The 20,134-nt window shown below is 44.2% G+C and carries 27 protein-coding genes; 15 read left to right on the top strand and 12 right to left on the bottom strand.

What is annotated here, in order from left to right; translation table 11 throughout:
- Positions 1 to 536: 536 nt before the first annotated feature.
- Genes AAFP11_RS17875 through AAFP11_RS17860 form a run of 4 tightly spaced genes read left to right on the top strand, consistent with a single transcriptional unit; the run spans position 537 to position 1,465 of the window.
- A complete protein-coding gene (locus AAFP11_RS17875; RefSeq protein ID WP_341738296.1) occupies positions 537 to 767 on the top strand; it encodes an addiction module protein in 231 nt (76 codons plus the stop codon).
- Positions 764 to 1,048, top strand: a complete 285-nt coding sequence (locus AAFP11_RS17870) for a type II toxin-antitoxin system RelE/ParE family toxin (protein ID WP_341738295.1) — start codon at positions 764 to 766, stop codon at positions 1,046 to 1,048. Before AAFP11_RS17875 ends, AAFP11_RS17870 begins: the two co-directional genes overlap by 4 nt.
- A 52-nt stretch (positions 1,049 to 1,100) precedes the next feature.
- Positions 1,101 to 1,334, top strand: coding sequence for a DUF2281 domain-containing protein (locus AAFP11_RS17865; protein WP_341738294.1), 234 nt, complete (start codon positions 1,101 to 1,103; stop codon positions 1,332 to 1,334).
- An 8-nt stretch (positions 1,335 to 1,342) separates the two neighbouring features.
- A complete protein-coding gene (locus AAFP11_RS17860) occupies positions 1,343 to 1,465 on the top strand; it encodes a PIN domain-containing protein (protein WP_341738293.1) in 123 nt (40 codons plus the stop codon).
- Positions 1,466 to 1,546: 81 nt separating this feature from the next.
- Here AAFP11_RS17860 and AAFP11_RS17855 read toward each other — a convergent pair whose 3' ends face one another.
- On the bottom strand, positions 1,547 to 1,711 hold the full coding sequence (locus AAFP11_RS17855; protein ID WP_341738292.1) for a hypothetical protein: 165 nt from the start codon (positions 1,709 to 1,711) through the stop codon (positions 1,547 to 1,549).
- Between the two features lie 158 nt (positions 1,712 to 1,869).
- Here AAFP11_RS17855 and AAFP11_RS17850 point away from each other — a divergent pair, with 158 nt between their 5' ends.
- The 5 genes from AAFP11_RS17850 (at position 1,870) to AAFP11_RS17830 (ending at position 4,165) form a co-directional block, all read left to right on the top strand.
- A complete protein-coding gene (locus tag AAFP11_RS17850) occupies positions 1,870 to 2,034 on the top strand; it encodes a hypothetical protein (RefSeq protein WP_341738291.1) in 165 nt (54 codons plus the stop codon).
- The gene (locus AAFP11_RS17845) at positions 1,965 to 2,366 is read left to right on the top strand and encodes a PIN domain-containing protein (protein ID WP_341738330.1); all 402 of its coding nucleotides are present in this window, start codon (positions 1,965 to 1,967) and stop codon (positions 2,364 to 2,366) included. Before AAFP11_RS17850 ends, AAFP11_RS17845 begins: the two co-directional genes overlap by 70 nt.
- A 148-nt stretch (positions 2,367 to 2,514) precedes the next feature.
- Complete coding sequence (locus AAFP11_RS17840) at positions 2,515 to 2,787, top strand: hypothetical protein (RefSeq protein ID WP_293178736.1); 273 nt, start codon at positions 2,515 to 2,517, stop codon at positions 2,785 to 2,787.
- Positions 2,788 to 2,798: 11 nt separating this feature from the next.
- Positions 2,799 to 3,149: a clan AA aspartic protease gene (locus AAFP11_RS17835; RefSeq protein WP_341738290.1), complete on the top strand. Its 351-nt coding sequence runs from the start codon at positions 2,799 to 2,801 to the stop codon at positions 3,147 to 3,149.
- Between the two features lie 185 nt (positions 3,150 to 3,334).
- Positions 3,335 to 4,165 carry a DUF4238 domain-containing protein gene (locus AAFP11_RS17830; protein WP_341738289.1) on the top strand — a complete coding sequence of 277 codons (831 nt, stop codon included), beginning with the start codon at positions 3,335 to 3,337 and terminating at the stop codon, positions 4,163 to 4,165.
- A 48-nt stretch (positions 4,166 to 4,213) separates the two neighbouring features.
- Here AAFP11_RS17830 and AAFP11_RS17825 read toward each other — a convergent pair whose 3' ends face one another.
- Together AAFP11_RS17825 and AAFP11_RS17820 are read right to left on the bottom strand one after the other, a co-directional pair.
- Positions 4,214 to 4,336 carry a hypothetical protein gene (locus tag AAFP11_RS17825; RefSeq protein WP_341738288.1) on the bottom strand — a complete coding sequence of 41 codons (123 nt, stop codon included), beginning with the start codon at positions 4,334 to 4,336 and terminating at the stop codon, positions 4,214 to 4,216.
- Between the two features lie 194 nt (positions 4,337 to 4,530).
- Positions 4,531 to 7,176, bottom strand: coding sequence for a hypothetical protein (locus AAFP11_RS17820; protein ID WP_341738287.1), 2,646 nt, complete (start codon positions 7,174 to 7,176; stop codon positions 4,531 to 4,533).
- Here AAFP11_RS17820 and AAFP11_RS17815 point away from each other — a divergent pair.
- Entirely contained in the window at positions 7,159 to 7,377 is a 219-nt protein-coding gene (locus tag AAFP11_RS17815) for a hypothetical protein (protein ID WP_341738286.1), read from the top strand. The genes AAFP11_RS17820 and AAFP11_RS17815 overlap by 18 nt on opposite strands.
- 42 nt (positions 7,378 to 7,419) lie before the next feature.
- On the top strand, positions 7,420 to 7,560 hold the full coding sequence (locus tag AAFP11_RS17810) for a hypothetical protein (RefSeq protein ID WP_341738285.1): 141 nt from the start codon (positions 7,420 to 7,422) through the stop codon (positions 7,558 to 7,560).
- A gap of 156 nt (positions 7,561 to 7,716) precedes the next feature.
- Here the strand turns inward: AAFP11_RS17810 and AAFP11_RS17805 are convergent, their stop codons facing one another.
- Positions 7,717 to 8,640: a ricin-type beta-trefoil lectin domain protein gene (locus AAFP11_RS17805; RefSeq protein ID WP_341738284.1), complete on the bottom strand. Its 924-nt coding sequence runs from the start codon at positions 8,638 to 8,640 to the stop codon at positions 7,717 to 7,719.
- Between the two features lie 31 nt (positions 8,641 to 8,671).
- A complete protein-coding gene (locus AAFP11_RS17800) occupies positions 8,672 to 9,028 on the bottom strand; it encodes a hypothetical protein (protein WP_341738283.1) in 357 nt (118 codons plus the stop codon).
- Positions 9,029 to 11,321: 2,293 nt separating this feature from the next.
- On the opposite strand from AAFP11_RS17800, the gene AAFP11_RS17795 reads away from it, so the two are divergent.
- Positions 11,322 to 12,326, top strand: coding sequence for a CHAD domain-containing protein (locus AAFP11_RS17795; protein WP_341738329.1), 1,005 nt, complete (start codon positions 11,322 to 11,324; stop codon positions 12,324 to 12,326).
- 97 nt (positions 12,327 to 12,423) lie between these two features.
- On the opposite strand, the gene AAFP11_RS17790 is transcribed toward AAFP11_RS17795, so the two are convergent.
- The 5 genes from AAFP11_RS17790 to AAFP11_RS17770 form a co-directional block, all read right to left on the bottom strand.
- Positions 12,424 to 12,843 carry a putative toxin-antitoxin system toxin component, PIN family gene (locus tag AAFP11_RS17790; protein WP_341738282.1) on the bottom strand — a complete coding sequence of 140 codons (420 nt, stop codon included), beginning with the start codon at positions 12,841 to 12,843 and terminating at the stop codon, positions 12,424 to 12,426.
- Positions 12,843 to 13,109: a hypothetical protein gene (locus AAFP11_RS17785; RefSeq protein ID WP_341738281.1), complete on the bottom strand. Its 267-nt coding sequence runs from the start codon at positions 13,107 to 13,109 to the stop codon at positions 12,843 to 12,845. The genes AAFP11_RS17790 and AAFP11_RS17785 overlap by 1 nt, the downstream gene beginning before the upstream one ends.
- A gap of 157 nt (positions 13,110 to 13,266) precedes the next feature.
- Positions 13,267 to 13,506 carry a hypothetical protein gene (locus AAFP11_RS17780; protein WP_340519038.1) on the bottom strand — a complete coding sequence of 80 codons (240 nt, stop codon included), beginning with the start codon at positions 13,504 to 13,506 and terminating at the stop codon, positions 13,267 to 13,269.
- Between the two features lie 44 nt (positions 13,507 to 13,550).
- Positions 13,551 to 13,994, bottom strand: a complete 444-nt coding sequence (locus AAFP11_RS17775; RefSeq protein WP_340519036.1) for a hypothetical protein — start codon at positions 13,992 to 13,994, stop codon at positions 13,551 to 13,553.
- A gap of 80 nt (positions 13,995 to 14,074) precedes the next feature.
- On the bottom strand, positions 14,075 to 14,230 hold the full coding sequence (locus AAFP11_RS17770) for a hypothetical protein (protein WP_341738280.1): 156 nt from the start codon (positions 14,228 to 14,230) through the stop codon (positions 14,075 to 14,077).
- Between the two features lie 392 nt (positions 14,231 to 14,622).
- Here AAFP11_RS17770 and AAFP11_RS17765 point away from each other — a divergent pair, with 392 nt between their 5' ends.
- Positions 14,623 to 16,032, top strand: a complete 1,410-nt coding sequence (locus AAFP11_RS17765; RefSeq protein ID WP_341738279.1) for an NB-ARC domain-containing protein — start codon at positions 14,623 to 14,625, stop codon at positions 16,030 to 16,032.
- A gap of 5 nt (positions 16,033 to 16,037) precedes the next feature.
- Here AAFP11_RS17765 and AAFP11_RS17760 read toward each other — a convergent pair whose 3' ends face one another.
- Entirely contained in the window at positions 16,038 to 16,535 is a 498-nt protein-coding gene (locus AAFP11_RS17760) for a 2TM domain-containing protein (RefSeq protein ID WP_341738278.1), read from the bottom strand.
- A 281-nt stretch (positions 16,536 to 16,816) separates the two neighbouring features.
- Between AAFP11_RS17760 and AAFP11_RS17755 the strand changes: the two genes are divergently transcribed.
- Positions 16,817 to 18,898, top strand: a complete 2,082-nt coding sequence (locus AAFP11_RS17755; protein ID WP_341738277.1) for a thioredoxin domain-containing protein — start codon at positions 16,817 to 16,819, stop codon at positions 18,896 to 18,898.
- Positions 18,899 to 19,212: 314 nt separating this feature from the next.
- Here the strand turns inward: AAFP11_RS17755 and AAFP11_RS17750 are convergent, their stop codons facing one another.
- A complete protein-coding gene (locus AAFP11_RS17750) occupies positions 19,213 to 19,425 on the bottom strand; it encodes a helix-turn-helix transcriptional regulator (protein WP_341738276.1) in 213 nt (70 codons plus the stop codon).
- A gap of 135 nt (positions 19,426 to 19,560) precedes the next feature.
- On the opposite strand from AAFP11_RS17750, the gene AAFP11_RS17745 reads away from it, so the two are divergent.
- Positions 19,561 to 19,776, top strand: a complete 216-nt coding sequence (locus tag AAFP11_RS17745; RefSeq protein WP_341738275.1) for a hypothetical protein — start codon at positions 19,561 to 19,563, stop codon at positions 19,774 to 19,776.
- Positions 19,777 to 20,134: the final 358 nt, after the last annotated feature.

The following is a 20,134-nucleotide window of genomic DNA, read 5'->3' as shown; positions in this document are numbered from 1 at the left end:
TTAGGCACGAAAGGCTATTGGCAGCCGCTCAGCTACACCGTTAGACCGCTAGGTTAAATGTTTTAATGAATCTTGTGGCTACAAAACAACAAGAACAAAATGGTTAACGCTCATAAATTCTCTTACAAATGCTATCCAACCTTAGTACCAGAAACCGGTTTTTTTTGCGGAAACTTCGTCGCAGTCGAAAAATTTGGTAAAAACCCGGTTTCTTTGGTTAGGGTGCGTAAATCCTGACGTGCTTAGTCCAAGAAACCGGGTTTCTCTGATATTTTTGACATCCTCACCAGATTTTACGCAGAAACCCGGTTTCTGAAGCCTCACGCACCTAGTTCATGATTTAAGCTGCCGTAGCTTCTGGTAGAAGATTATAGGACTTGCTATAATTGAGGCGCCTCATATCGATCGTTCATCATGAAGTATCCTCTTCACACCCAATCTCAGCCCGTCGTTGGCGAAGCAGCAAAAAAGCTAATAGAAGCGATCGTAAAGCGGAATGTTAAAATCAGGCTAGTCCCTTGAAGCCGAACGATCCAATGCTAACCCTAGACCAACTCATTTCAGAGGCAACTGCATTACCAGATGCAGCCAAAGCTATCCTCATTGACAAAATTGTGGAAAGCATGACAAGCCAAATCGAACAAGATATTTTGATGGCAGGAGTAAAGAAAGCTCAAGAACGCATTGCCGAAATTGAGAGTGGTGCAGTTCAAACCATTCCTGGAGATATTGCCTTGGCCCAAATACGGCAACTCTCAAAGCAATGAAATATGAATTTCACCCAGCCGCCCTGCAAGAATATGCAGAGGCTGTGCAATTCTTTGCCCAACAAGACAGACACCAAGATTTCATTGACACGATAGAAAATGCCATATTTAAAATTATTGGAGCACCAGAACGCTGGCCGATCGTTGAAGGTCAGATTCGTCGTTATTTGACCCTCAAATTTTCCTATGCCATCTTGTATCGAGTCTATCCAGACAGAATCGCGATCGCGGCGATCGTGAGTTGTCGCCGCGATCCAAGCTACTGGAAAGATCGCCTCTGAAAATGGACTTCAGCAATAATTAAAGTACAAACTCATTCACCCCGAAAAAATCATGACAGCGGCCGAAAAACTTTACCAGCTTATCCAAGCCCTTCCAGAAAACCAAATCAACGAAGTCCTCAACTTCGCTGAATTTCTCTACCAAAAAAAACTCTCCCCCCGTCAAACTATCTCCCCCGGCACTCTCACCGGACTTCGGGGCATTGCCAAACGGTCTGGAGCAGCCCCAAACGAGGATGACCTACAAACAGAATACACCGACTATCTCACCCAAAAATACCAGTAAGCCATCCCGTGAAAATTCTTATTGATACCAACATCGTCCTAGACCTAATCCTGGAACGGGAACCCTTTGTTGAGAGTGCGATCGCCCTTTTCGAGCAAATTGAACGGGGCAACTTGGAAGGCTATAAGTAGTCGGACATAAATAAACAACGCTGTGTAAAGAAAAATTAAATAGGTAAGAAGAAAGCACCTCCTCATAGATCAAAAACCAAACTATTCGGAATGGAAACGATATCTTTGTACTTCATAACCAGATTTCGTCGCTCTGGCATCAACTCCTTCCATGATTCGATTAGGAATATTTTTGGCTTTTCTTAATTCCCAAAGTGTCTGCTCTTCTAAAGAATTGAGAAAAACTCTTAATGGTGGTGATGACATCGCTTGATACTGATATAATTTAAGCATTATAACTAAATTTTTATGGCAATTTCTGAGGAGCTGTTTTTTTAGCATTTGCTTTCATCGCAGTCGATCGCTCATCGCAGTCGATCGCTCATCGCAGTCGATCGCTCATCGCAGTCGATCGCTCATCGCAGTTGATCGCTCATCGCAGTCGATCGCTCATCGCAGTCGATCGCTCATCGCAGTCGATCGCTCATCACAGTCGATCGCTCATCACAGTCGATCGCTCATCACAGTCGATCGCTCATCACAGTCGATCGCTCATCACAGTCGATCGCTCATCACAGTCGATCGCTTAATATTTCTTTATACCACACTGTTTATTTATGTCCTACTACTTATCGCCGCAACCACCATCACCAATATTTTCTACATCATCCGCAAAACCGAAGGCCGTGAAGTCGCCATTGCTGCCATTCATCGACTACTAACTGGCCTCCGATTTTGTGCCGTCGATCGCCAGATCGTCGAAACTGCTCTGGGCCTTGGCTTGAAAGACTTTGAAGACAGCATCCAACTCGCCTGTGCGACGATCGATCGACTTGATGCGATCGTCACCCGCGATCGGAAAGACTTCATTGGTAGCAACCTCCCCATTTACTCCCCCACAGAACTTTTAAACCAGCTATAGCAGAAAAATATCTAAAAAAATTCCTATGAGCAATGCGATCGGGAAACTGCAAGTCAATCAATGAATTAAACGCCCAACGATCGCCCTGCTTGTCCGTGCGCTATCATGGAGGGATTCACAGAAAAGCCTAGCAATTGGGAGTCAACCTATGCAAGCAATCCTTTTAAGCCGTGAAGAAGTTGCGAAACGTGCCAAGCAATTGTATGAAAGCACCATCCGCGAAAAGGTAGAAGTGGAAAAGAACATCGGCAAGATGGTAATCATCGACATTGAGACAGGTGATTATGAAGTCGATAAAACTGGATTGCAAGCCTCCCGTAACCTTAGCAAGAAGCACCCAAACGCTAGACTATTTGGTATTCGTATTGGATATAACGTTGCTGTCTCATTTGGTGGTGTCATGGAGCGTGTATACAAGTGATTTCAGGGATTGTGACAAATAGACACGCAACAGTAACGCTGACTTTCTTGCTATCGAATGGCTCAAGCATCCCTATTGAGTTTGTGATAGATACAGGCTTCACTGGGGAATTATGTCTTCCTCTAGAAGCTGTTTTATTGATGGGCTTAACCTTTAGACACGACACTCCTGCAAATTTGGCAGATAACAGTGAAGTCTTGCTACCAGTTCACGAAGCGATCGTCCTTTGGGATGGTGAAGAGCGAGAAGTCCTTGTCATTGCGACAGGAAGGCGACCTTTACTTGGAACTTCCTTGCTGGACGAGCAAGAACTTGTTATTCAGTTTACAGAAGGTGGGTTGGTGACGATCGATGAGTTGTAGCTGTCGTCAAGGTTGCAAGTACGCGCGATCGAAGCTATTAAAATTGCCTAAGTTTACAAAATTATGTTACTTTTTCTTACCGACAGGGCGATCGGGGTGGTTGATTCTTTGAGTGTTGGAATTCAGTCTTGTATATATTACGTAAAAGGCGTTTATGAGTAAGCAAATAACTAAGAATCAACATTATGTTCCTCTTTATCTTATCTCTCTTTTATAGAACACCCGAAGCAAGTGAAAGAGTAAGTGGATTTGTAAATTCACAACTTGAGTCGATTGTACGTGAGCTTTTAAGTTTGAACGGATTTGATCCAGAAGAAGCAAGTGCTGGACGCTTGAAATTATATCAGGATCACTTAGCTTCTCTGATTACTGTTCAAGGAGTGCTTGGTGCTGTATTTCTAAGGGATATGGAATACCATATTATTAAAAATGAAACTGCGTCAGAGTTTTACATATCCGATCATCCTGTATTTATATACAACTGGTTTTATCGCGAGTTGGAACACCCCGCAGTTACAAGCATCAATGCGATCGGGCTTCAAATTTTTCTTCCCTTGTCCCCCAAGATAACACTTTGTTTATACGACACAAAAGTGTACAAATATGGACAAAGAAGCTTGGTAACTTGCGTTTCAAATGATAAGGATATTGAAATACTTAATTCCTTTCAAATTATTAACTCAAATTCAATAATAGGATTTTATTCAAGCAAAAATGAGTCTCACGTAAAACAATTGTGCGAAAGATATAAAAACATAATATTACGTCAGTATGAGAGTGGTATTTTATCAACTTCGGAAGAAGGCAAGGGAAGAAGAAGATCCACCCATTTTGTTTTTACTCGACAAGAAAAGTTAATGAAAATGCCTTCGTTCATAAAAGTTAAGAAAAAGCTTAAAAGTTACGCATCTTCTTATCAAGAAAGAGATCCTCAGCTATCTGCGGAGTTCAAAAAGCTTATAATAAATGAGCAAAGACAACGCAGTATTGTTGAATTAGACCAAGGAGATGGTTGATGCTCAGAAATTATCCTACAAAATTATTGACAGTAGCCTTAGCATGGTCTATTGCTCGCTTACTCGTATAGTAAAAGTAATGTGCGTCGATACCAGTAATTCTCGCTCTTGACCAAGATTAAGCAAGCGACGCACCATAACCTCGATCGCACCAATAGTTAACCCGGACATGATATTATATCGTTTCCGGCTGCATCGGAATGATTTAACCGCAGAGAACACAGAGGACACAGAGGGAGAGAATAGAGATCTGAATCATTCAGATGCTACCGGATTTGATATTACACGCAAAAAACTGCAAAAAACCCGGTTTCTTGAAGAAACCGGGTTTTTATCTATTCGATCGCCCTCAAGCAAACTTACAATTACTTCAAGGTAGAAGTGCCACTTAAATCGCTACTTTTTGGTAGCTGAATCGGACTAGGATTCGCATTAAGTAAGAGATCGGCTTCCTTACCAGAAGGATTAGCAATAGGCGCGATCACACTATTAACGCTTGATGCTTTCAAAGGCAGAATTGGCTGACTTTGAGCGCTGGTGAGAGAAGTCAACAAGCTCTTTGTATCGTAGATGAGAATGTCATCGTCGGTTTCGCTAAAGGTCTTCATGGTTGGGATTGAACCGCCATTTAGCAAGATGTCATTGGTGGTAGTTTTGGCAGGAGTTGCTGTTGAAATAGCTGGATTAGTAGCTGTTGTTAATGGTTGCAGAATCAGACTTGCTGCTGCGGTAGTCGTGCTGGTTGACAGACTAATTGGTGCAGTTGCACTAGCTGGATTAGTACCTGTTGTCAATGGTTGCAGGCTGAGACTTGCTGGTGCAGTAGTTGTGCTGGTTGACAGACTAATCGGTGCAGTAGTCGTGCTTTTTGACAGGGTGGTAGATGTAGGAGTAGCGCTGGATAAGCTAGTGCTATAACCGCTACCAATTGATTGTAAAATATCATCGCTATCAACTGGTTGACCAGTCAAAATGTCGATATTCAACGGTGTATTGAAAGCTTCGGGAAGCGGGCCTCCGGGAGTAATGGGAATAAACCGAGAACTGTCGATCGCACTAAATTGAGTATCTTTCACCAAAGCTAAATGTTCGCCTGTACTCGCAATGCTAATCAACGCATCGTTAGTATAATCCTCGCTGCCTTGAACAATTTGCAATTGGTCAAAAGTGAGGTCTTGTGAGAGTCCGAAGTAATCGCGATCGCCCTGGAAGTAGAATATATGATCTAGTCCCGAACTTGGTGCTAGCACAAATATGTCGGAACTACTGCCTCCAATCAAGGTATCTTGACCGTTGCCGCCCTTGAGGATGTTGTTGCCTTCGCCGCCGTAAACGCTGTCATCGCCGTCGTTGCCGTTGAGACTGTCGTTGCCGCTGCCACCGTTTAAGAAGTCGTTGCCGTTACCGCCGTCGAGGGTATCGTTGCTGCTGCCGCCATCGAGACTGTCGTCGCCTTCGTTGCCCAACAGGTAGTCGCTGCCAGCTTCCCCGGTTAGCAAGTCGTTGCCACAACCGCCGTCGAGGGTGTCCTTACCGGCACCGCCCAGCATCGTGTCGTCGTTACATTCACCAAACATCAAGTCGTCGCCGTTGCCTCCGCCCATCCAGTCGTTGCCACCACCACCTGTGAGGGTGTCATCGCCGGAGTCGCCGGTGAGGGTGTCGTCGCCGGAGTCGCCGAAAACCATGTCGTTACTGGCGCCGCCGTCCATCATGTCGGTTTCGTCGCCACCGTAGAGGGTGTCTTCTCCGACTTCGCCTAATATCGTGTCTTGTCCTTGACTGCCAAATATCAAGTCGTTGCCGGCACCTCCAAACAGTTTGTCGTCGTCGATGCTGCCGTCAATTTTGTCGTTACCGGCACCTCCTAATAATTGGTCGTTGCCCGTACCGCCGAACAGTTCATCGTTGCCAGCGCCACCGTCGATGGTGTCGTAGCCGGAACCGCCGTCGATTTTGTCTTCGCCTGCTTCTCCAAAAATTAGGTCGTTGTCTTCGTTGCCCCAAATGTTGTCGTTGCCAGCGCCACCGTAAATCGAGTCGTCCCCTGCTTGGGCCCAGATGTTGTCACTGCCGTCGTTGCCGGAAATCAAGTCGCCACCGGAACCGCCATCGATGTTGTCGTCTCCGACTTGTCCGAGGAGAGTGTCGGCTGCGTCTCCGCCGTAGATTTGGTCGTTGCCACGGCCGCCGTCGATGAAATCTCGGTCTTCGCGGCCGTAGAGTTCGTCGTCGCCGTCGTTGCCCCACAGGGTGTCATTTCCGGTACCTGCATCGAGGAAGTCGTTGTCGTCGTTGCCTTCGAGGCTGTCGTTGCCGGCTTGACCGAAAATGCGATCGTCCCCTTCACCACCTGCTAAGGTATCGTTGTTCGCACCGCCGTCGATGTAGTCGTCGCCACTGTTGCCGTCGGCGAAGTCGTTGCCGTCATTTCCGTAAATGCGATCGCGCCCTGCACCCCCAGTCATGCTATCGTCGTCTGCACCGCCTTCTAAGTAGTCGTCGCCATTGTTACCAGAGAGGGTATCTTTGCCGATTTGACCGAAAAGGCGATCGGCTCCTTCACCACCATCCAGGCTGTCATTGCCCGATTCACCCCACAGTTGGTCGTCTCCGGTTTGTCCTAACAGCGTATCGTCGTTATCTCCACCCCACAGTTGGTCGTCATCGGCATTGCCTTCTAAGAAGTCATTGCCTTGGCGACCGTATAATTTGTCACTGCCGTCATTGCCGGAGAGAGTATCGTTTTCGGTGCCGCCGTCCAGGATGTCGTCACCACTGTTGCCAGCGAGAATATCGCGGCCGGCTTCTCCTAACAGGCTGTCGTTATCTTCGCCACCGTCCAGGGTGTCGTCGCCGCTACCGCCAAACAGGGTATCAGTGCCGGATTCTCCCTGCAAGATGTCAGCGTCATCGCCTCCCCACAGGGTGTCGCTATCGTCGCCACCGAACAGGGTATCGAGGCCGGATTGACCGTAAATGCGATCGCGCCCTTGATTCCCCTGAAGCAAATCATTGCCGGAACCGCCATCAACAATGTCATCGCCGCTGTTGCCGATAACCGTATCATTACCGACTTGTCCGAACAGACTGTCGTTATTATCACCACCATCCAGGATGTCGTTACCATCGCCGCCTTCGAGGGTGTCATTTTCCGTACCGCCATTCAGAGTATCGTTGCCGAGTTCCCCAAACAGTCGGTCTGTTCCTGAGTTGCCTTCCAGGATGTCATCGCCACCGAAGCCGTAGAGAGTGTGGTTTTCGCCTTCGCCGTAGATGATGTCTTTGTCTGCGCCACCGTAGATAAAATCATCGCCAGCGCCACCGTTGCTATTCCCGAAAATGGCAGCTATCCTAAAGCTTCTCCTCGGTTGTCTTTACCGGCGGCTAAGTAGTTGGATTGGGAGTTTTTAACCGCAGATATTAGCGGATAAACACAGAAGAACGCAGATGGAATTCCGTCTGCGTTCATCTGTTTAGGTAGGGTGCGTCAGCTACGATTATTTTCGATTGAAACTAACAATCTCATCGCTGATACACCGAACCCAACCTTATCGTTTTCGTTGCAGATACCAAGGGGCACGATTATATTGGGTAATATTCCAAGCATTACCAAATTTTTCCAGTGTCAGAGTTGTTTGAACAGTCTTACCGTAGCCACCATTCTCTTCATAGGCAATAAAATTTCTTTTCCCCTGATTCCAGTTTCCGCTCCACTGCACAAACATCACCACATGACCATTATTGCCCACCTGTTTATTATTGATAGCATCGCCAGGGCGCAAATCATCTGCATTGTTGACTACTGTATGTGGTAAAGTGCCTGTCACAAATGATGCTGTGAGCTCCCAAGCCATACTAATAAAACCTGAACAGTCCATGCGATATCCATCGCGGTAAGTACCCTGATTGTATGGAACCTTTGCATCTACCCAAGCTTTAGCACGCTGCAAAATACGACTTTGATTTGACCCTGTAGCATTGCTTTTCCAACGCTGGTTCGCATTATTAGCATCGCACGTAATTAGATGAACCCTCCCAGTATTAGTACGAGTTGGAGAGTCAACACATAAATTAGTTCCATTGCGGCGGATCAAAAACTCTCCACTAGGAAGATTCACTAAATTCCAGTTTTGATCGGGGTCGGAAGCGTTGCAATTCCACACATTAATTTCCGCATTATTGGAAAGATAATGAGCATTTAAGCACTTGCCTGTTGAACCGTGACGCAACAGTATACTATTGCTACTGCTACCCGACAAACGATCGAATTGTTGGTCAGGGTCGTTGATGTTATGTTGATAAAGAGACATCCGAGGAGTCCCGTCAATCAACCGAAAAGAGTTGTTTGTATTCAGTGCATATCCGCCATTTACCTGAAAAGTTTCCGCTGCTTGAGCTGCTTGTGCCGTAAAAGCTAAAGAAACACTAGCAATAGCGAGGGCAGTAATTTTTTGAAGTTTCTTGAAATTCATGAGCTGACTCCTTTAATGATGAGTGATTTAATCAATTGCGGGCTGGAATATTCCAGCCCATTTTTCTAGCAGTATCAGAGCTGAAACAGGCAAGATCGCCACTTTTTTCCCGACAAACTTGGGTATTCAACCAATAAGGCTGACTCCATTGATCCCATTTAATGTTGGCAGTAGCATTAATGGTTTTTGGTCTAGTCTCTGAGTCTAAATCAACTGGATCTCCACCTCCAGCTTGTGCTTGTTCACCTAAAAACAAAATAGCTAATTGCAGAGTCACTAGAAGAGTCAATCGCCATAAAATATTTGCTGGGGTTGACATTTTGTTCGAGGAATTGATTTTTCCCTTTACTAAGAACACAGCATTTAATTCAACGTCAGGAAAAGCCATAATTGTTGTCTTCTAGTAGATACAAAGTGTGCTAAAACTTGAAGAAAAACTCCGCTGATACGCAGCACATACGTGTCAAAATTACTGAGTTTTTTCAACTAAAAAATAGGCTTTATCGCACTTCTATTCAGCCAAAACTCATTCCGAATCATAGTAGATGAACTCCCCTGCAATCAATAAATACAATCGTGGAAATAGATTAAACCAACATCGGATGAACCCCTTTCCAATATCCCTTGGGAATTTGGTTCGGGTTGCGATCAGGAAGTTACGGGCGATGCGACTTTTGAATAAATCTCAACAAGTGCGATCACGGTTCGTAATTTCCCTTACGTTTACTTATCAGGGTGAAGTCAGTAGTTTTATGCAGACTCTCAAGTTTTTTTTGATAAAGTCTTGCAAACACTGACGGGGATTTACTGACTACGCCGAAGAAACCGGGTTTTTCACCGAATTTACGGTGTGTGACCAAGTATTTCGTAAAAAAACCCGGTTTCTGGGCCACGCTTCGTAAGCCCTGTTTGTTGTTCCTATTTACTTATCAGGGTGAACTCAATAGTTTTATGCAGAAATCTCAATTTTTTTTGATAAAGTTCTGCAAACACTGATGAAAGTACGGAACAACCGGTGTTTTCGGGATTTAAGGGCGATCGCGAATCACCCGTTATCCCCAGAGTCCGGCGGGGAATCAATTCCCCGCCTCATAGCCCAAGTCCTCTGGAAGAGGACTGATAAATTCCGCAGTCGGCGACCGACGACTTTCGCTCTCTCGACGGGGGTTTAAACCCCCGGCGGACTGAGGGATTGACGAATAATCCCGATCGCCCTCATTGCCTTTTTGTTGTTCCTATTTATCTATTGGGGTGAACTCAGTGGTTTTATGCAGAAATCTCAAGTTTTTTTTGATAAAGTTCTGCAAACACTGATAAAACTACGGAACAACGGGTGTTTTCGGGATTTAAGGGCGATCGAATCACCCGTTATCCCCAGAGTCCGGCAGGGAATCAATTCCCTGCCTCATAGCGGAAGTCCTCTGGAAGAGGACTGATAAATTCCGCAGTCGGCGACCGACGACTTTCGCTCTCTCGACGGGGGTTTAAACCCCTGGCGGACTGAGGGATTGACGAATAATCCCGATCGCCCTCATTGCCTTTTTGTTGTTCCTATTTATCTATTGGGGTGAACTCAGTGGTTTTATGCAGAAATCTCAAATTTTTTTTGTAAAGTTCTGCAAACACTGATGAAACTACGGAACAACGGGTGTTTTCGGGATTTAAGGGCGATCGCGAATCACCCGTTATCCCCAGAGTCCGGCAGGGAATCAATTCCCCGCCTCATAGCCCAAGTCCTCTGGAAGAGGACTGATAAATTCCGCAGTCGGCGACCGACGACTTTCGCTCTCTCGACGGGGGTTTGAACCCCTGGCGGACTGAGGGATTGACGAATAATCCCGATCGCCCCCACAGCCTTTTTGTTGTTCCTATTTGTTTATTGGGGTGAACTCAGTGGTTTTATGCAGAAATCTCAAGTTTTTTTTGGTAAAGTTCTGCAAACACTGGTGAAAGTACGGAATAACGGGTGTTTCTGGGATTTAAGGGCGATCACGAATCACGCCCTTGGACGAAAATCCAGCAGGGAATCAATTCCCTGCCTCATAGCGGAAGTCCTCTGGAAGAGGACTGATAAATTCCGCAGTCGGCGACCGACGACTTTCGCTCTCTCGACGGGGGTTTAAACCCCTGGCGGACTGAGGGATTGACGAATAATCCCGATCGCCCTCATTGCCTTTTTGTTGTTCCTATTTATCTATTGGGGTGAACTCAGTGGTTTTATGCAGAAATCTCAAGTTTTTTTGGTAAAGTTCTGCAAACACTGATGAAACTACGGAACAACGGGTGTTTTCGGGATTTAAGGGCGATCGCGAATCACGCCCTTGGACTACAATCCGGCGGGGAATCAATTCCCCGCCGAGAGAGCCGAAGTCCTCTCAAAGAGGACTAAATCACCTCTTGAGTCCTCTTTGAGAGGACTTTCGCTATGAGACAGGGGTTTAAACCCCTGGCGGACTTCGGGATTGACGAATAATCCCGATCGCCCGATCGATCTGGTTGTTAACACCAAAGGGCGATCGCCCCCACTGCCTTTTAGTGAGAAATTGTCAAGAGTTTTATATTAAGATTTATGTGGGTACGGACTCAGAAATTTTGGTTGTGTGCTACGATGTAAACCCTTTATTAGAAAAGCTTTGAAATCTAAATTAAAGTCGATCGACACTCTGGAATCTACATCTACCATGAACGTAAAAAAAACAGCTAAAGTTAAAACTCAAGTTAAGACTCTCGGAGAGGCTGCTGCTGGGGCGATCGAGAAATATTTCCACAAAAGTATAGCCCACGAAGCTGAAGTTATCAAAGACAAAGATGCCGAAGAACTTCACCAAATGCGAGTCGGAATGCGTCGTTTGCGATCGGCTGTGACTGGTTTTGCTCCAGTTTTAGATTGGCCAAAAGAGGCCAAAGAGCACAAAATTGGTAAAGTGGGACGGATACTGGGAACCCTCAGAGATTTGGATGTGATGCTCGACAGTCTCCAAAACCGATATTACCCGAATTTGTCGGCTGAAGAACAGGAAGTTTTGGATCGAGTTTTGTTGAATTTACTCAAGCAGCGACGGCGCGCCTTGAAAGGGGTGAGGGCGGTTTTAGGACACAAAAGTTATCAATTGCTGAAAAAGGCGATCGAAAATTGGTTGGAAAAACCGCAGTTTCAGGCGATATCGAATTTGCCAATTGCTGAGGTTTTGCCAGATTTACTGTTACCTCAAGTCAGCGAGTTTTTCCTACATCCGGCTTGGCTGCTGGGTACAGAATATGAGGATGGCGAAGTTAAAGTTTGTGATGATTTAAATGCTGAATCTGTAGAACAAAAGTTAGCCGCAGAGGGAACAATTCTGCACGATTTGCGGAAGCAAGCTAAGCGAGTTCGGTATTTGATGAATCTGTTTGGAGAATTTTACGGCGAGACTTATGAAGTTTATGTAGAGGATGTGAAAGCTATTCAAGAATGTTTGGGCGATATTCAAGACAGTGAAGTTTTAGGGGAATTTTTGACGGATTTTGTGGAGTGCGATATGCAAAAAGAGTTGCCGATATTGGCTGGTTTGTTGGCAGAAAATCGCTACGCAGCTTGGGGAAAATGGCAGATTTTGCAGCGCAGGTATTTGAATTCGGAAACTCGTCAAGGTTTGCGATCTGCTTTAATTCATCCTGTAGTTGAAGATGCTGCTAAGGGAGATTAGCCCCAGTAATTTTAACAAGCAGAGTCCCGACTTCTCAAAAAAGTAAGTCGGGGATCTCAAGGGCAATCGCTTTTTTCTAGTCAATATTCCGAAAGCTTTAATTAGGAAAATAACGATTAATAAAATTTGTTGGAGTCAGAATCGCTATGTGTTCAACTTCGCCGAGAGTCAGTAAATCTAAATCGCCAGTTACAATAGCTTCTGCATCAGCACCTAAAGCTGTTTCTATAATTTTGGCATCTTTAGGATCTCGCAGTTCAGGAACATCAATAAAAGTTGTCGAAGAAGAAGTGGAAAATCCTTTGACTACAGACATCAGATATTCAACCGTATAATCTCGCTGTTGCAATTGTGGCTGAAATTTAGAACGTTTGAGTGTGGTTTCGAGTTCCAACAATAAGGGTTCAGAAGTAAATATAGTGATTTGTTGATTTCGGGCTAGCCGTAGCATTTGACCAGGAATTCCACCCCATAGTAAAGCTGAAATCCAAACGTTGACATCCAATACAACTCTCATTAGTTAGACCACAACTCTTGTCGGACTTCTTTAACAATTTCGCTAATTTCTTGCAGAGTAGGTTGATTGGGATTTGGTTCTAGTTCTTCTAGATGTTCGAGGAATTCATCCAAGTCTGTTTGCGACAGGGGAATTTTTGTTAAAATAATTTCAGTTTCGGTTAAAGAAAATTGGTATCGATCGCCTGGACGTAGTTTAGCCAAAATTTCAGGCGGGAATTGCAGTTTGTGTTCTGCTGTCACAGTGGCAATCCGACTTGCATCCATGCTGGAAACTCCTATATCTGACGTACTGGAAGCTATGACTAATTATAGCACGCTCCATTTAGTTGAAGCCATCAGAAATCAAGAGCGATCGCACTTTGGGAAGAAAAAGGGCGATCGCTCTTTGGCTAATAAGTAAATTTTACTTTTCTGATTAGATTTAGTTGAAAGCAGCCGGAACTAATTTAATTCCTCGTTGATTAGCCAAATAAACTCTGTGTCTGCCGTCACACAATTCGTAAGGATGTGTACCGCGATAGAGAACAATTGGATCGTCTTTATCGTGAAGCAGACTTGATAAAGATTCGGAAGAATTTTCTATAGCGCGTATTTTTGCTGGATTGAGTTCACTCAGATTGGGAACCCTAATATCTGACATCTTTACAGGTACAGTTTCCATGTTATTTTCTCCTAAATTACCTATTTGCAACTAGACAAATTTGATTAATATGACCTCAAAGCTTTTGAGATAGTCTGCTCAAATTTATCACACTCTTGAATTAATTTCATTACAACTTTTTGGAAGTATGACACGTCAATCAAACTGATTTCAGCATTGTGCATGATCGAAAAAGTTTGTCTGTCACTAATCTCTTCTATGCTCCAGAAACCTATTTTATAGTTAGAGTTTTCTTTGAGCATAAGTGTAGACATCCATCCAGGAACATCATTCTGACTGTTAAACTTGACACCACTTGGCACTGAAAACTCTAGCGTTGTGTCATATCGGATGATAAAAAGCGTCTGGGTAGTACCAGAATTCATTGTAAAGTTGATGATGGTACGGCGATCGTTGATGTCGCTAATGCTCCATCCTAGTTGATTGCAATACCTCTGAATCGTCGAGCGGTAATTATTACCAGAGAATAAATCTAGATCGATTGCCATTAGAAAACTCCTTATCAAGAAAACTTAGAGTAAGCCACCAACAAAAATACGAGTGCAATTGACAATTCTCAGTCAAAAATTTATAGACTTCCCCATTCATCTCTCAGCGGCTTCCACTCATATCTTCTATTGGCTGGTGGCTTCTGGAACTTAAAAATCTCCTCTGCTTCTGTAAAACGAGCATTATCATTTTTTTCGTAAGAAAACCATAAATCATGATTATGTTCGACAAGCATATGGATAGTCTTGCTCCCATTCCTATTGTTGGGATTTAAGTGACCCGTAAGTCTTGTTTTAATACATGATTCAGACCTTCCTACATAGGCAGATCCTTCGGAAAATTCGGCATCATAGATCGCGTATATGCCTTTCATTCCTGTTGCAATTCTTGCTACAGTCTCTGCGTTGAATCTAACTGGGCCCATATTTACTTTTAGATAATTCAGTATTGTGATTCCATTATTTATTGTTGAGCAAAATCTTTGACTTGTCTAGTCGGAAAATGTCGGAAAATGTCGGTAATTTTACATAATCTTCCCTCTCTCGCAGATCGGAAAATGTCGAAAAATGTCGGCACGGTCAGAAATTGTAGGATACAATAGCTAAAACCCCCACACCAACCAACTCAATGGACGTTGAAGAAATCTTAAAATTTGCCGACAACCTAGTTTTCACCAAGACAAGAAAACATCTCGACAACGTGCAAGAGGCTATATTACTTGGTGCTTGGTCAGGTCAAAAATATCCGAAAATTGCAGAGGAAGCTTATTGTAGTGAGGGTCATGCTAGGGATGTTGCCTCGGATTTATGGAAGATACTCTCAGATATATTAGGTGAAGCAGTTAATAAATCAAATTTTCGTTCCACCTTTAAAAGGTTGCAAATCTCTAATGTTTCATCACCTATTGGAAAAGCATTTGTAGGAATTTATAACATCAACGTCTGTACAGATAATTTCCACTCCCCAGAAGTTTCAAAAGATCGATCGCCCTTCACCCCCACCCCAGAAAACACCCAACCCCAAATACGCCAAGACTTAAGAGACGCACCAGATATCAGCTCATTTTATGGCCGCACATCCGAACTCGCCACCCTACAACAATGGATAGTACAGGAAGGTTGCCGCCTAGTCGCAATATTAGGAATCAGCGGCATTGGCAAAACCGCGATCGCACTTCACCTCCTCCCACAAATTCAGCATCAATTTGACTATATAATTTGGCGAAGTCTAGGCACATCTCCAACTCTCGAAACTACCCTGAAAAGCCTAATTAAATTTCTCTCTAATCGGCACGAAACCGAAGTGCCAGCCAGCACTGATGAACTGCTATCGTTGTTAATGGAAAAATTGCGATCGCACCGCTGTCTCATCATCCTAGACGACGTACAAACAATTCTCAGCCACCGACAAATAGCAGGCAATTATCGACCTGAATATGAAAACTACAGCACCTTATTCAAACTGATCGGATCGACTTGCCACAACAGTTGCTTAATCCTAAATAGCTGGGAACCACCTAAAGATATTGTCGCATTAACCAGAGAAAGCGCCCGCGTTCGCAACTTAAAACTCGACGGCTTAGGTGCAGCAGCAGGCGAAATACTCCGAGAAAAAGGTTTACTTGACGAATCCAAATGGGAATCCTTGATTAACATTTATCGATGCAATCCTTTGTGGTTAAAAATAATTGCCGCCATGATTCAAGAATTATTGAGTGGCAGAGTTGCCGAATTCTTAAAATATGATACACTATTCTTCCCAGAGGAATTGAAAGCAAGATTGCAGCAACAGTGCGATCGCTTATCCGAGTTAGAGAAACAACTGATGTGCTGCATCGGTAATGAAATCGAGCCAGTTTCAATTTCCCAATTGCTAGAGAAAGTGCAATTATCGCCATCGGAGTTATTCAATGCGCTGCAATCTTTGGGAGGTAGAGCATTAGTAGAAAAACAAGAACAGGATAATCAAACGCTTTTCACTCTATCGCCAGTAATCAGACAGTATGTAAAAACCGAATATTTTAGCGATGAAAAATGAACTTTTCACGACTGCAACCACTTCAAAAACTTATCCGCCGCAGTACCAAGAGACTCTCCTACTTGTTTTTTCAACCGCCACCGCCCAAAGGCCTGTTCATAATCATCCCCTTCAGTTTGATACACATTCCAAGCATTCAGAGACAATCCCAAACCCCAAGTTAGTAAAATAAAAAGTGACCAAGAAAGCTCGTGGTTTCCTGCTAGATTTAGCAAAACTAAAAAAGTATTGATGATACCGTACTTCGTTACATTTTTCTGTAATTGGCGACGGCGATAAGTATTAAAAGCTAGTTTTTCTGTAGACTCCCCTCTATTGGTTAGCCATTGCTGTTCCGCCGCTGCAATATCCTGTTCGGAAATGCCCAATTCCGCTGCAATCTCGAACAACTGCACTCGCGAAAGTTCTCCGTTTTCTTCTTTTTGGGCGATCGCAATTTGCAGAATAGCTTGAGCATCCTCTGAACCGTAAACTTGACTTATTTGACTGTCATTAGTTGCCATAACGAGTTTCCGATAATTTCCGACATGATTTCTATGATACATATAACCGCAGTTAAACCGCAGGTAGGAATAGGTGGCGGATTTCAACACCTGAACATTTGAGTTTACGAGTTGGGAATTGGAAATTGGGCATTGGGAACGGGGCATAGGGCATTGCTAATAGGTAGTAAATAACCAATAACCAATAACCAATAATCAATAATAACTCAATTAAAACATCTCGCGCTACACTACTAGAGAACTGATAAGCTGACTCAGTACGAGTTAAAGTAGATTAGATTATGGTCAACCGTCTTGCCCAATCCCAAAGCCTTTACCTGCGGAAACACAGCGAAAATCCGATCGACTGGTGGCCCTGGTGCGATGAAGCCTTAGAAACGGCCCGCAGCCAAAATAAACCGATTTTCCTGTCCATTGGCTACTCTAGCTGCCACTGGTGTACGGTGATGGAAGGTGAGGCTTTTTCCGATCGCGTGATCGCCCAATACATGAATTCGCATTTTATTCCTGTAAAAGTCGATCGCGAAGAACGCCCGGACATCGACAGCATTTATATGCAAGCACTGCAAATGATGACCGGTCAAGGTGGTTGGCCACTCAACATTTTTCTCACGCCAGACGAGCGAATTCCCTTCTATGGTGGCACTTATTTCCCCGTGGAACCGCGCTATGGACGACCGGGATTTTTAGAAGTATTACAAGCAATTCGCCGTTTTTATGACCTAGAAAAAAGTAAATTACAAGCCTTTAAATCAGAAATTTTAGGCAACCTCGAACAGTCAGCGATGCTGTCAGGAGTAACCACAAAATTAAGTAACGAAATATTTCAAAAAGGCTTAATAACTAACACCGCAGTTATTGCCACAGGTAATCGAGCTCCATGTTTTCCGATGATGCCCTATGCTGATTTAGCACTACGCGGAACGCGATTTAACTGGGAATCTGCTGAATACGATAACAAACAAGCCTGTACTCAGCGCGGGTTAGACCTAGCATTGGGAGGTATTTACGACCATGTGGCTGGCGGATTTCACCGTTACACAGTCGATAACACCTGGACAGTACCACACTTTGAAAAAATGCTCTATGACAACGGTCAAATTGTTGAGTATTTAGCAAATTTGTGGAGTGCAGGAATTCAAGAACCGGCGTTTCAAACTGCGATCGCCGGGACCGTAGAATGGTTAAAACGGGAAATGACCGCACCTACAGGCTATTTTTATGCTGCACAAGATGCTGACAGTTTTACCCCCCCAACCCCCCCTTACCAAGGGGGGGCAGAACCAGAAGAAGGAGTATTTTATGTTTGGACTTACAGGGAATTAGAACAAGTTTTGACTGCTGAGGAATTAGTAGAAATTGAACAACAGTTTACTGTTAGTCGCACCGGAAATTTTGAAGGAAAAAATGTATTGCAGCGCCGCCATGACGGAAAATTGAGCGAAACGGCAGAAACGGCTTTGGCGAAACTATTTCAAGTTCGTTATGGCGGTCATCCCGATACTGTCAAAACCTTTCCCCCAGCCCGCAACAATCAGGAAGCTAAAAATAATAGTTGGCCTGGTAGAATTCCGGCGGTAACAGATACTAAAATGATTGTAGCTTGGAATAGCTTGATGATTTCTGGTTTGGCAAGGGCTGCTGCTGTTTTTGGGAATCAGGAATATCTGGAATTAGCTGTCACAAGTGCTGATTTTATTTTAGAAAATCAGTGGATTGATGGGCGGTTTCACCGATTGAATTATGATGGCAAGGCGGCGGTGATGGCGCAGTCGGAAGATTATGCTTTGTTTGTGAAAGCATTGTTGGATTTGCATCAAGGGAGTTTGTCATTAGTTACAGAAAGTGACAAATGGTTGCAGAAGGCTGTGGAAGTGCAAGCCGAATTTGATGAGTTTTTGTGGAGTTTAGAATTAGGAGGATATTACAATACTGCTTCCGATTGCAGTGGAGATTTGTTGGTGCGGGAACGCAGTTATACTGATAATGCTACTCCGGCGGCTAATGGAATTGCGATCGCCTCTTTGGTTCGTTTAGCGCTGTTGGTTCAAAATTTGGCATATCTCGATCGCGCCCAGCAAGGTTTACAAGCTTTTAGCAGCATTATCCAAGATGCTCCCCAAGCTTGTCCGAGTCTGATTTCGGCGCTGGATTGGTATCAGCGTTCTACTTCGATCCGCACGACTCCTGAGCTAATTTCTGGGTTGATTTCGCAGTATTATCCGACTGCTGTTTTTCAGATTGAAGCTGATTTGCCGGAAGGGGTTGTTGGGTTAGTTTGTGAGTCTTTGACTTGTAAGGAACCGGCGAAGAGTCGAGATGAGTTGTTGATGGAAATTGAGCGTAGTCAAAGGCGGGTTTAGAGAGGGAATCGGCGGTTGAAACGGCTACTAAACAAAGGAAGAAATAGGATTTTTTTTTACCGCAGAGGGCGCAGAGAACGCAGAGGAAGAGAATAGAGATATGAATGGTTGGGATTCTGACGAATTTGATATAAGCTCTCGAACCTTATTATTCATTTCTCTTTGATCTCTCTGTGTTCTCTGCGTTCTCTGTGGTTAAATCATTCCGAATTTGTTGAAGTTTAGTTTAGTTTGGTAGGGTGCGTCGCTATGAGATTATCGATTTGATTTGTATATCTACGATGGCGACGCACCCCACGGTATTTTGTGCGCCCTCAATCTTCCAAAACCTCGACTAAATCTTCCATTGTTACATCGAAGGCGCGGGCTATTTTGTAGACAGCAGAAAGATCGACTGTATTTAATGTATCGCGCTGAACGTAGCTTCTGACAGTGTTGTAGTTGACTCCAGATCGATCGGCAACTTGCTTTAGCGTCCAACCCTTTTGCTCAGCTAGTTCTCGAATCCGCAGTCTAACGTATCCCATGTTTTAACTTGACATTGATGCGTATGCAACATATACTGTTTATATACACTGAAAACGATCGCCCACCTAGCCTCGAAAACTTGAGGGCGATCGCCTTTTCTATCACACCCCGCAAACGCGGGGAAAGATTCTCCTATGATACCAACATCCAAGCCAAAATTAAACACTCATCCCTGGTGTATTGTGCGGCAATTGCCAAATATGCAGCGATTGGTGGTTGCGAGATTCCACCGCCGAGGTGATGCTGACGGATATATCCAGATTTTACGGCGGTTGTTACCGGCGACTAAACACGCGATCGTTTTTGATTTGACTGGGGCTGAAAAATTGCCGGAAGTGCGACAGAATTAGATTCAATGTTGTAATTGATCGATGAGGGCGATCGTATTTGATGATAAGTGCGATCGTCTTTCATCGCATTTCTGCTCACTGAGCGGAGCGGTGCCCTGAGCCCTTCGACTACGCTCAGGATAAACGCAGTCCTTGGGTCGAAGTGTGTTATACAATATTTCAAGAGTATCTGCGAGTTTTAATTCCTATGATCCCCATTCAACTAATAATTACCCATCAGCGACTAGCAACCTAATCAGTATTTGTATTAATTTTTAACAATTTATTTACAATTACTACCAATTCAGAAATAATAAAATTGTTACACCTCACTGTTTTTTGCAAATAACCGTTAAACTATTCTAACCTGCGCGTCCCA

This window comes from Microcoleus sp. CAWBG640, from assembly GCF_020883015.1.
GTDB lineage: Bacteria > Cyanobacteriota > Cyanobacteriia > Cyanobacteriales > Microcoleaceae > Microcoleus > Microcoleus anatoxicus.
The sequence above is the reverse complement of the archived record's forward strand: the minus strand, read 5'-3'. Positions and strand labels throughout refer to the sequence as shown.

Excerpts from the sequence above, each read along its gene's own strand:
- AAFP11_RS17865 (WP_341738294.1), top strand. The coding sequence starts at position 1,101 with ATGACAGCGGCCGAAAAACTTTACCAGCTTATCCAAGCCCTTCCAGAA.
- AAFP11_RS17750 (WP_341738276.1), bottom strand. The coding sequence starts at position 19,425 with ATGGGATACGTTAGACTGCGGATTCGAGAACTAGCTGAGCAAAAGGGT.
- AAFP11_RS17775 (WP_340519036.1), bottom strand. The coding sequence starts at position 13,994 with ATGGCAATCGATCTAGATTTATTCTCTGGTAATAATTACCGCTCGACG.
- AAFP11_RS17785 (WP_341738281.1), bottom strand. The coding sequence starts at position 13,109 with ATGGATGCAAGTCGGATTGCCACTGTGACAGCAGAACACAAACTGCAA.
- AAFP11_RS17770 (WP_341738280.1), bottom strand. The coding sequence starts at position 14,230 with ATGCTTGTCGAACATAATCATGATTTATGGTTTTCTTACGAAAAAAAT.
- AAFP11_RS17745 (WP_341738275.1), top strand. The coding sequence starts at position 19,561 with ATGATACCAACATCCAAGCCAAAATTAAACACTCATCCCTGGTGTATT.
- AAFP11_RS17870 (WP_341738295.1), top strand. The coding sequence starts at position 764 with ATGAAATATGAATTTCACCCAGCCGCCCTGCAAGAATATGCAGAGGCT.
- AAFP11_RS17780 (WP_340519038.1), bottom strand. The coding sequence starts at position 13,506 with ATGGAAACTGTACCTGTAAAGATGTCAGATATTAGGGTTCCCAATCTG.
- AAFP11_RS17805 (WP_341738284.1), bottom strand. The coding sequence starts at position 8,640 with ATGAATTTCAAGAAACTTCAAAAAATTACTGCCCTCGCTATTGCTAGT.
- AAFP11_RS17825 (WP_341738288.1), bottom strand. The coding sequence starts at position 4,336 with ATGTCCGGGTTAACTATTGGTGCGATCGAGGTTATGGTGCGTCGCTTG.
- AAFP11_RS17760 (WP_341738278.1), bottom strand. The coding sequence starts at position 16,535 with ATGGCAACTAATGACAGTCAAATAAGTCAAGTTTACGGTTCAGAGGAT.
- AAFP11_RS17830 (WP_341738289.1), top strand. The coding sequence starts at position 3,335 with ATGTTCCTCTTTATCTTATCTCTCTTTTATAGAACACCCGAAGCAAGT.
- AAFP11_RS17795 (WP_341738329.1), top strand. The coding sequence starts at position 11,322 with ATGAACGTAAAAAAAACAGCTAAAGTTAAAACTCAAGTTAAGACTCTC.
- AAFP11_RS17800 (WP_341738283.1), bottom strand. The coding sequence starts at position 9,028 with ATGGCTTTTCCTGACGTTGAATTAAATGCTGTGTTCTTAGTAAAGGGA.
- AAFP11_RS17855 (WP_341738292.1), bottom strand. The coding sequence starts at position 1,711 with ATGTCATCACCACCATTAAGAGTTTTTCTCAATTCTTTAGAAGAGCAG.
- AAFP11_RS17765 (WP_341738279.1), top strand. The coding sequence starts at position 14,623 with ATGGACGTTGAAGAAATCTTAAAATTTGCCGACAACCTAGTTTTCACC.
- AAFP11_RS17875 (WP_341738296.1), top strand. The coding sequence starts at position 537 with ATGCTAACCCTAGACCAACTCATTTCAGAGGCAACTGCATTACCAGAT.
- AAFP11_RS17840 (WP_293178736.1), top strand. The coding sequence starts at position 2,515 with ATGCAAGCAATCCTTTTAAGCCGTGAAGAAGTTGCGAAACGTGCCAAG.
- AAFP11_RS17790 (WP_341738282.1), bottom strand. The coding sequence starts at position 12,843 with ATGAGAGTTGTATTGGATGTCAACGTTTGGATTTCAGCTTTACTATGG.
- AAFP11_RS17755 (WP_341738277.1), top strand. The coding sequence starts at position 16,817 with ATGGTCAACCGTCTTGCCCAATCCCAAAGCCTTTACCTGCGGAAACAC.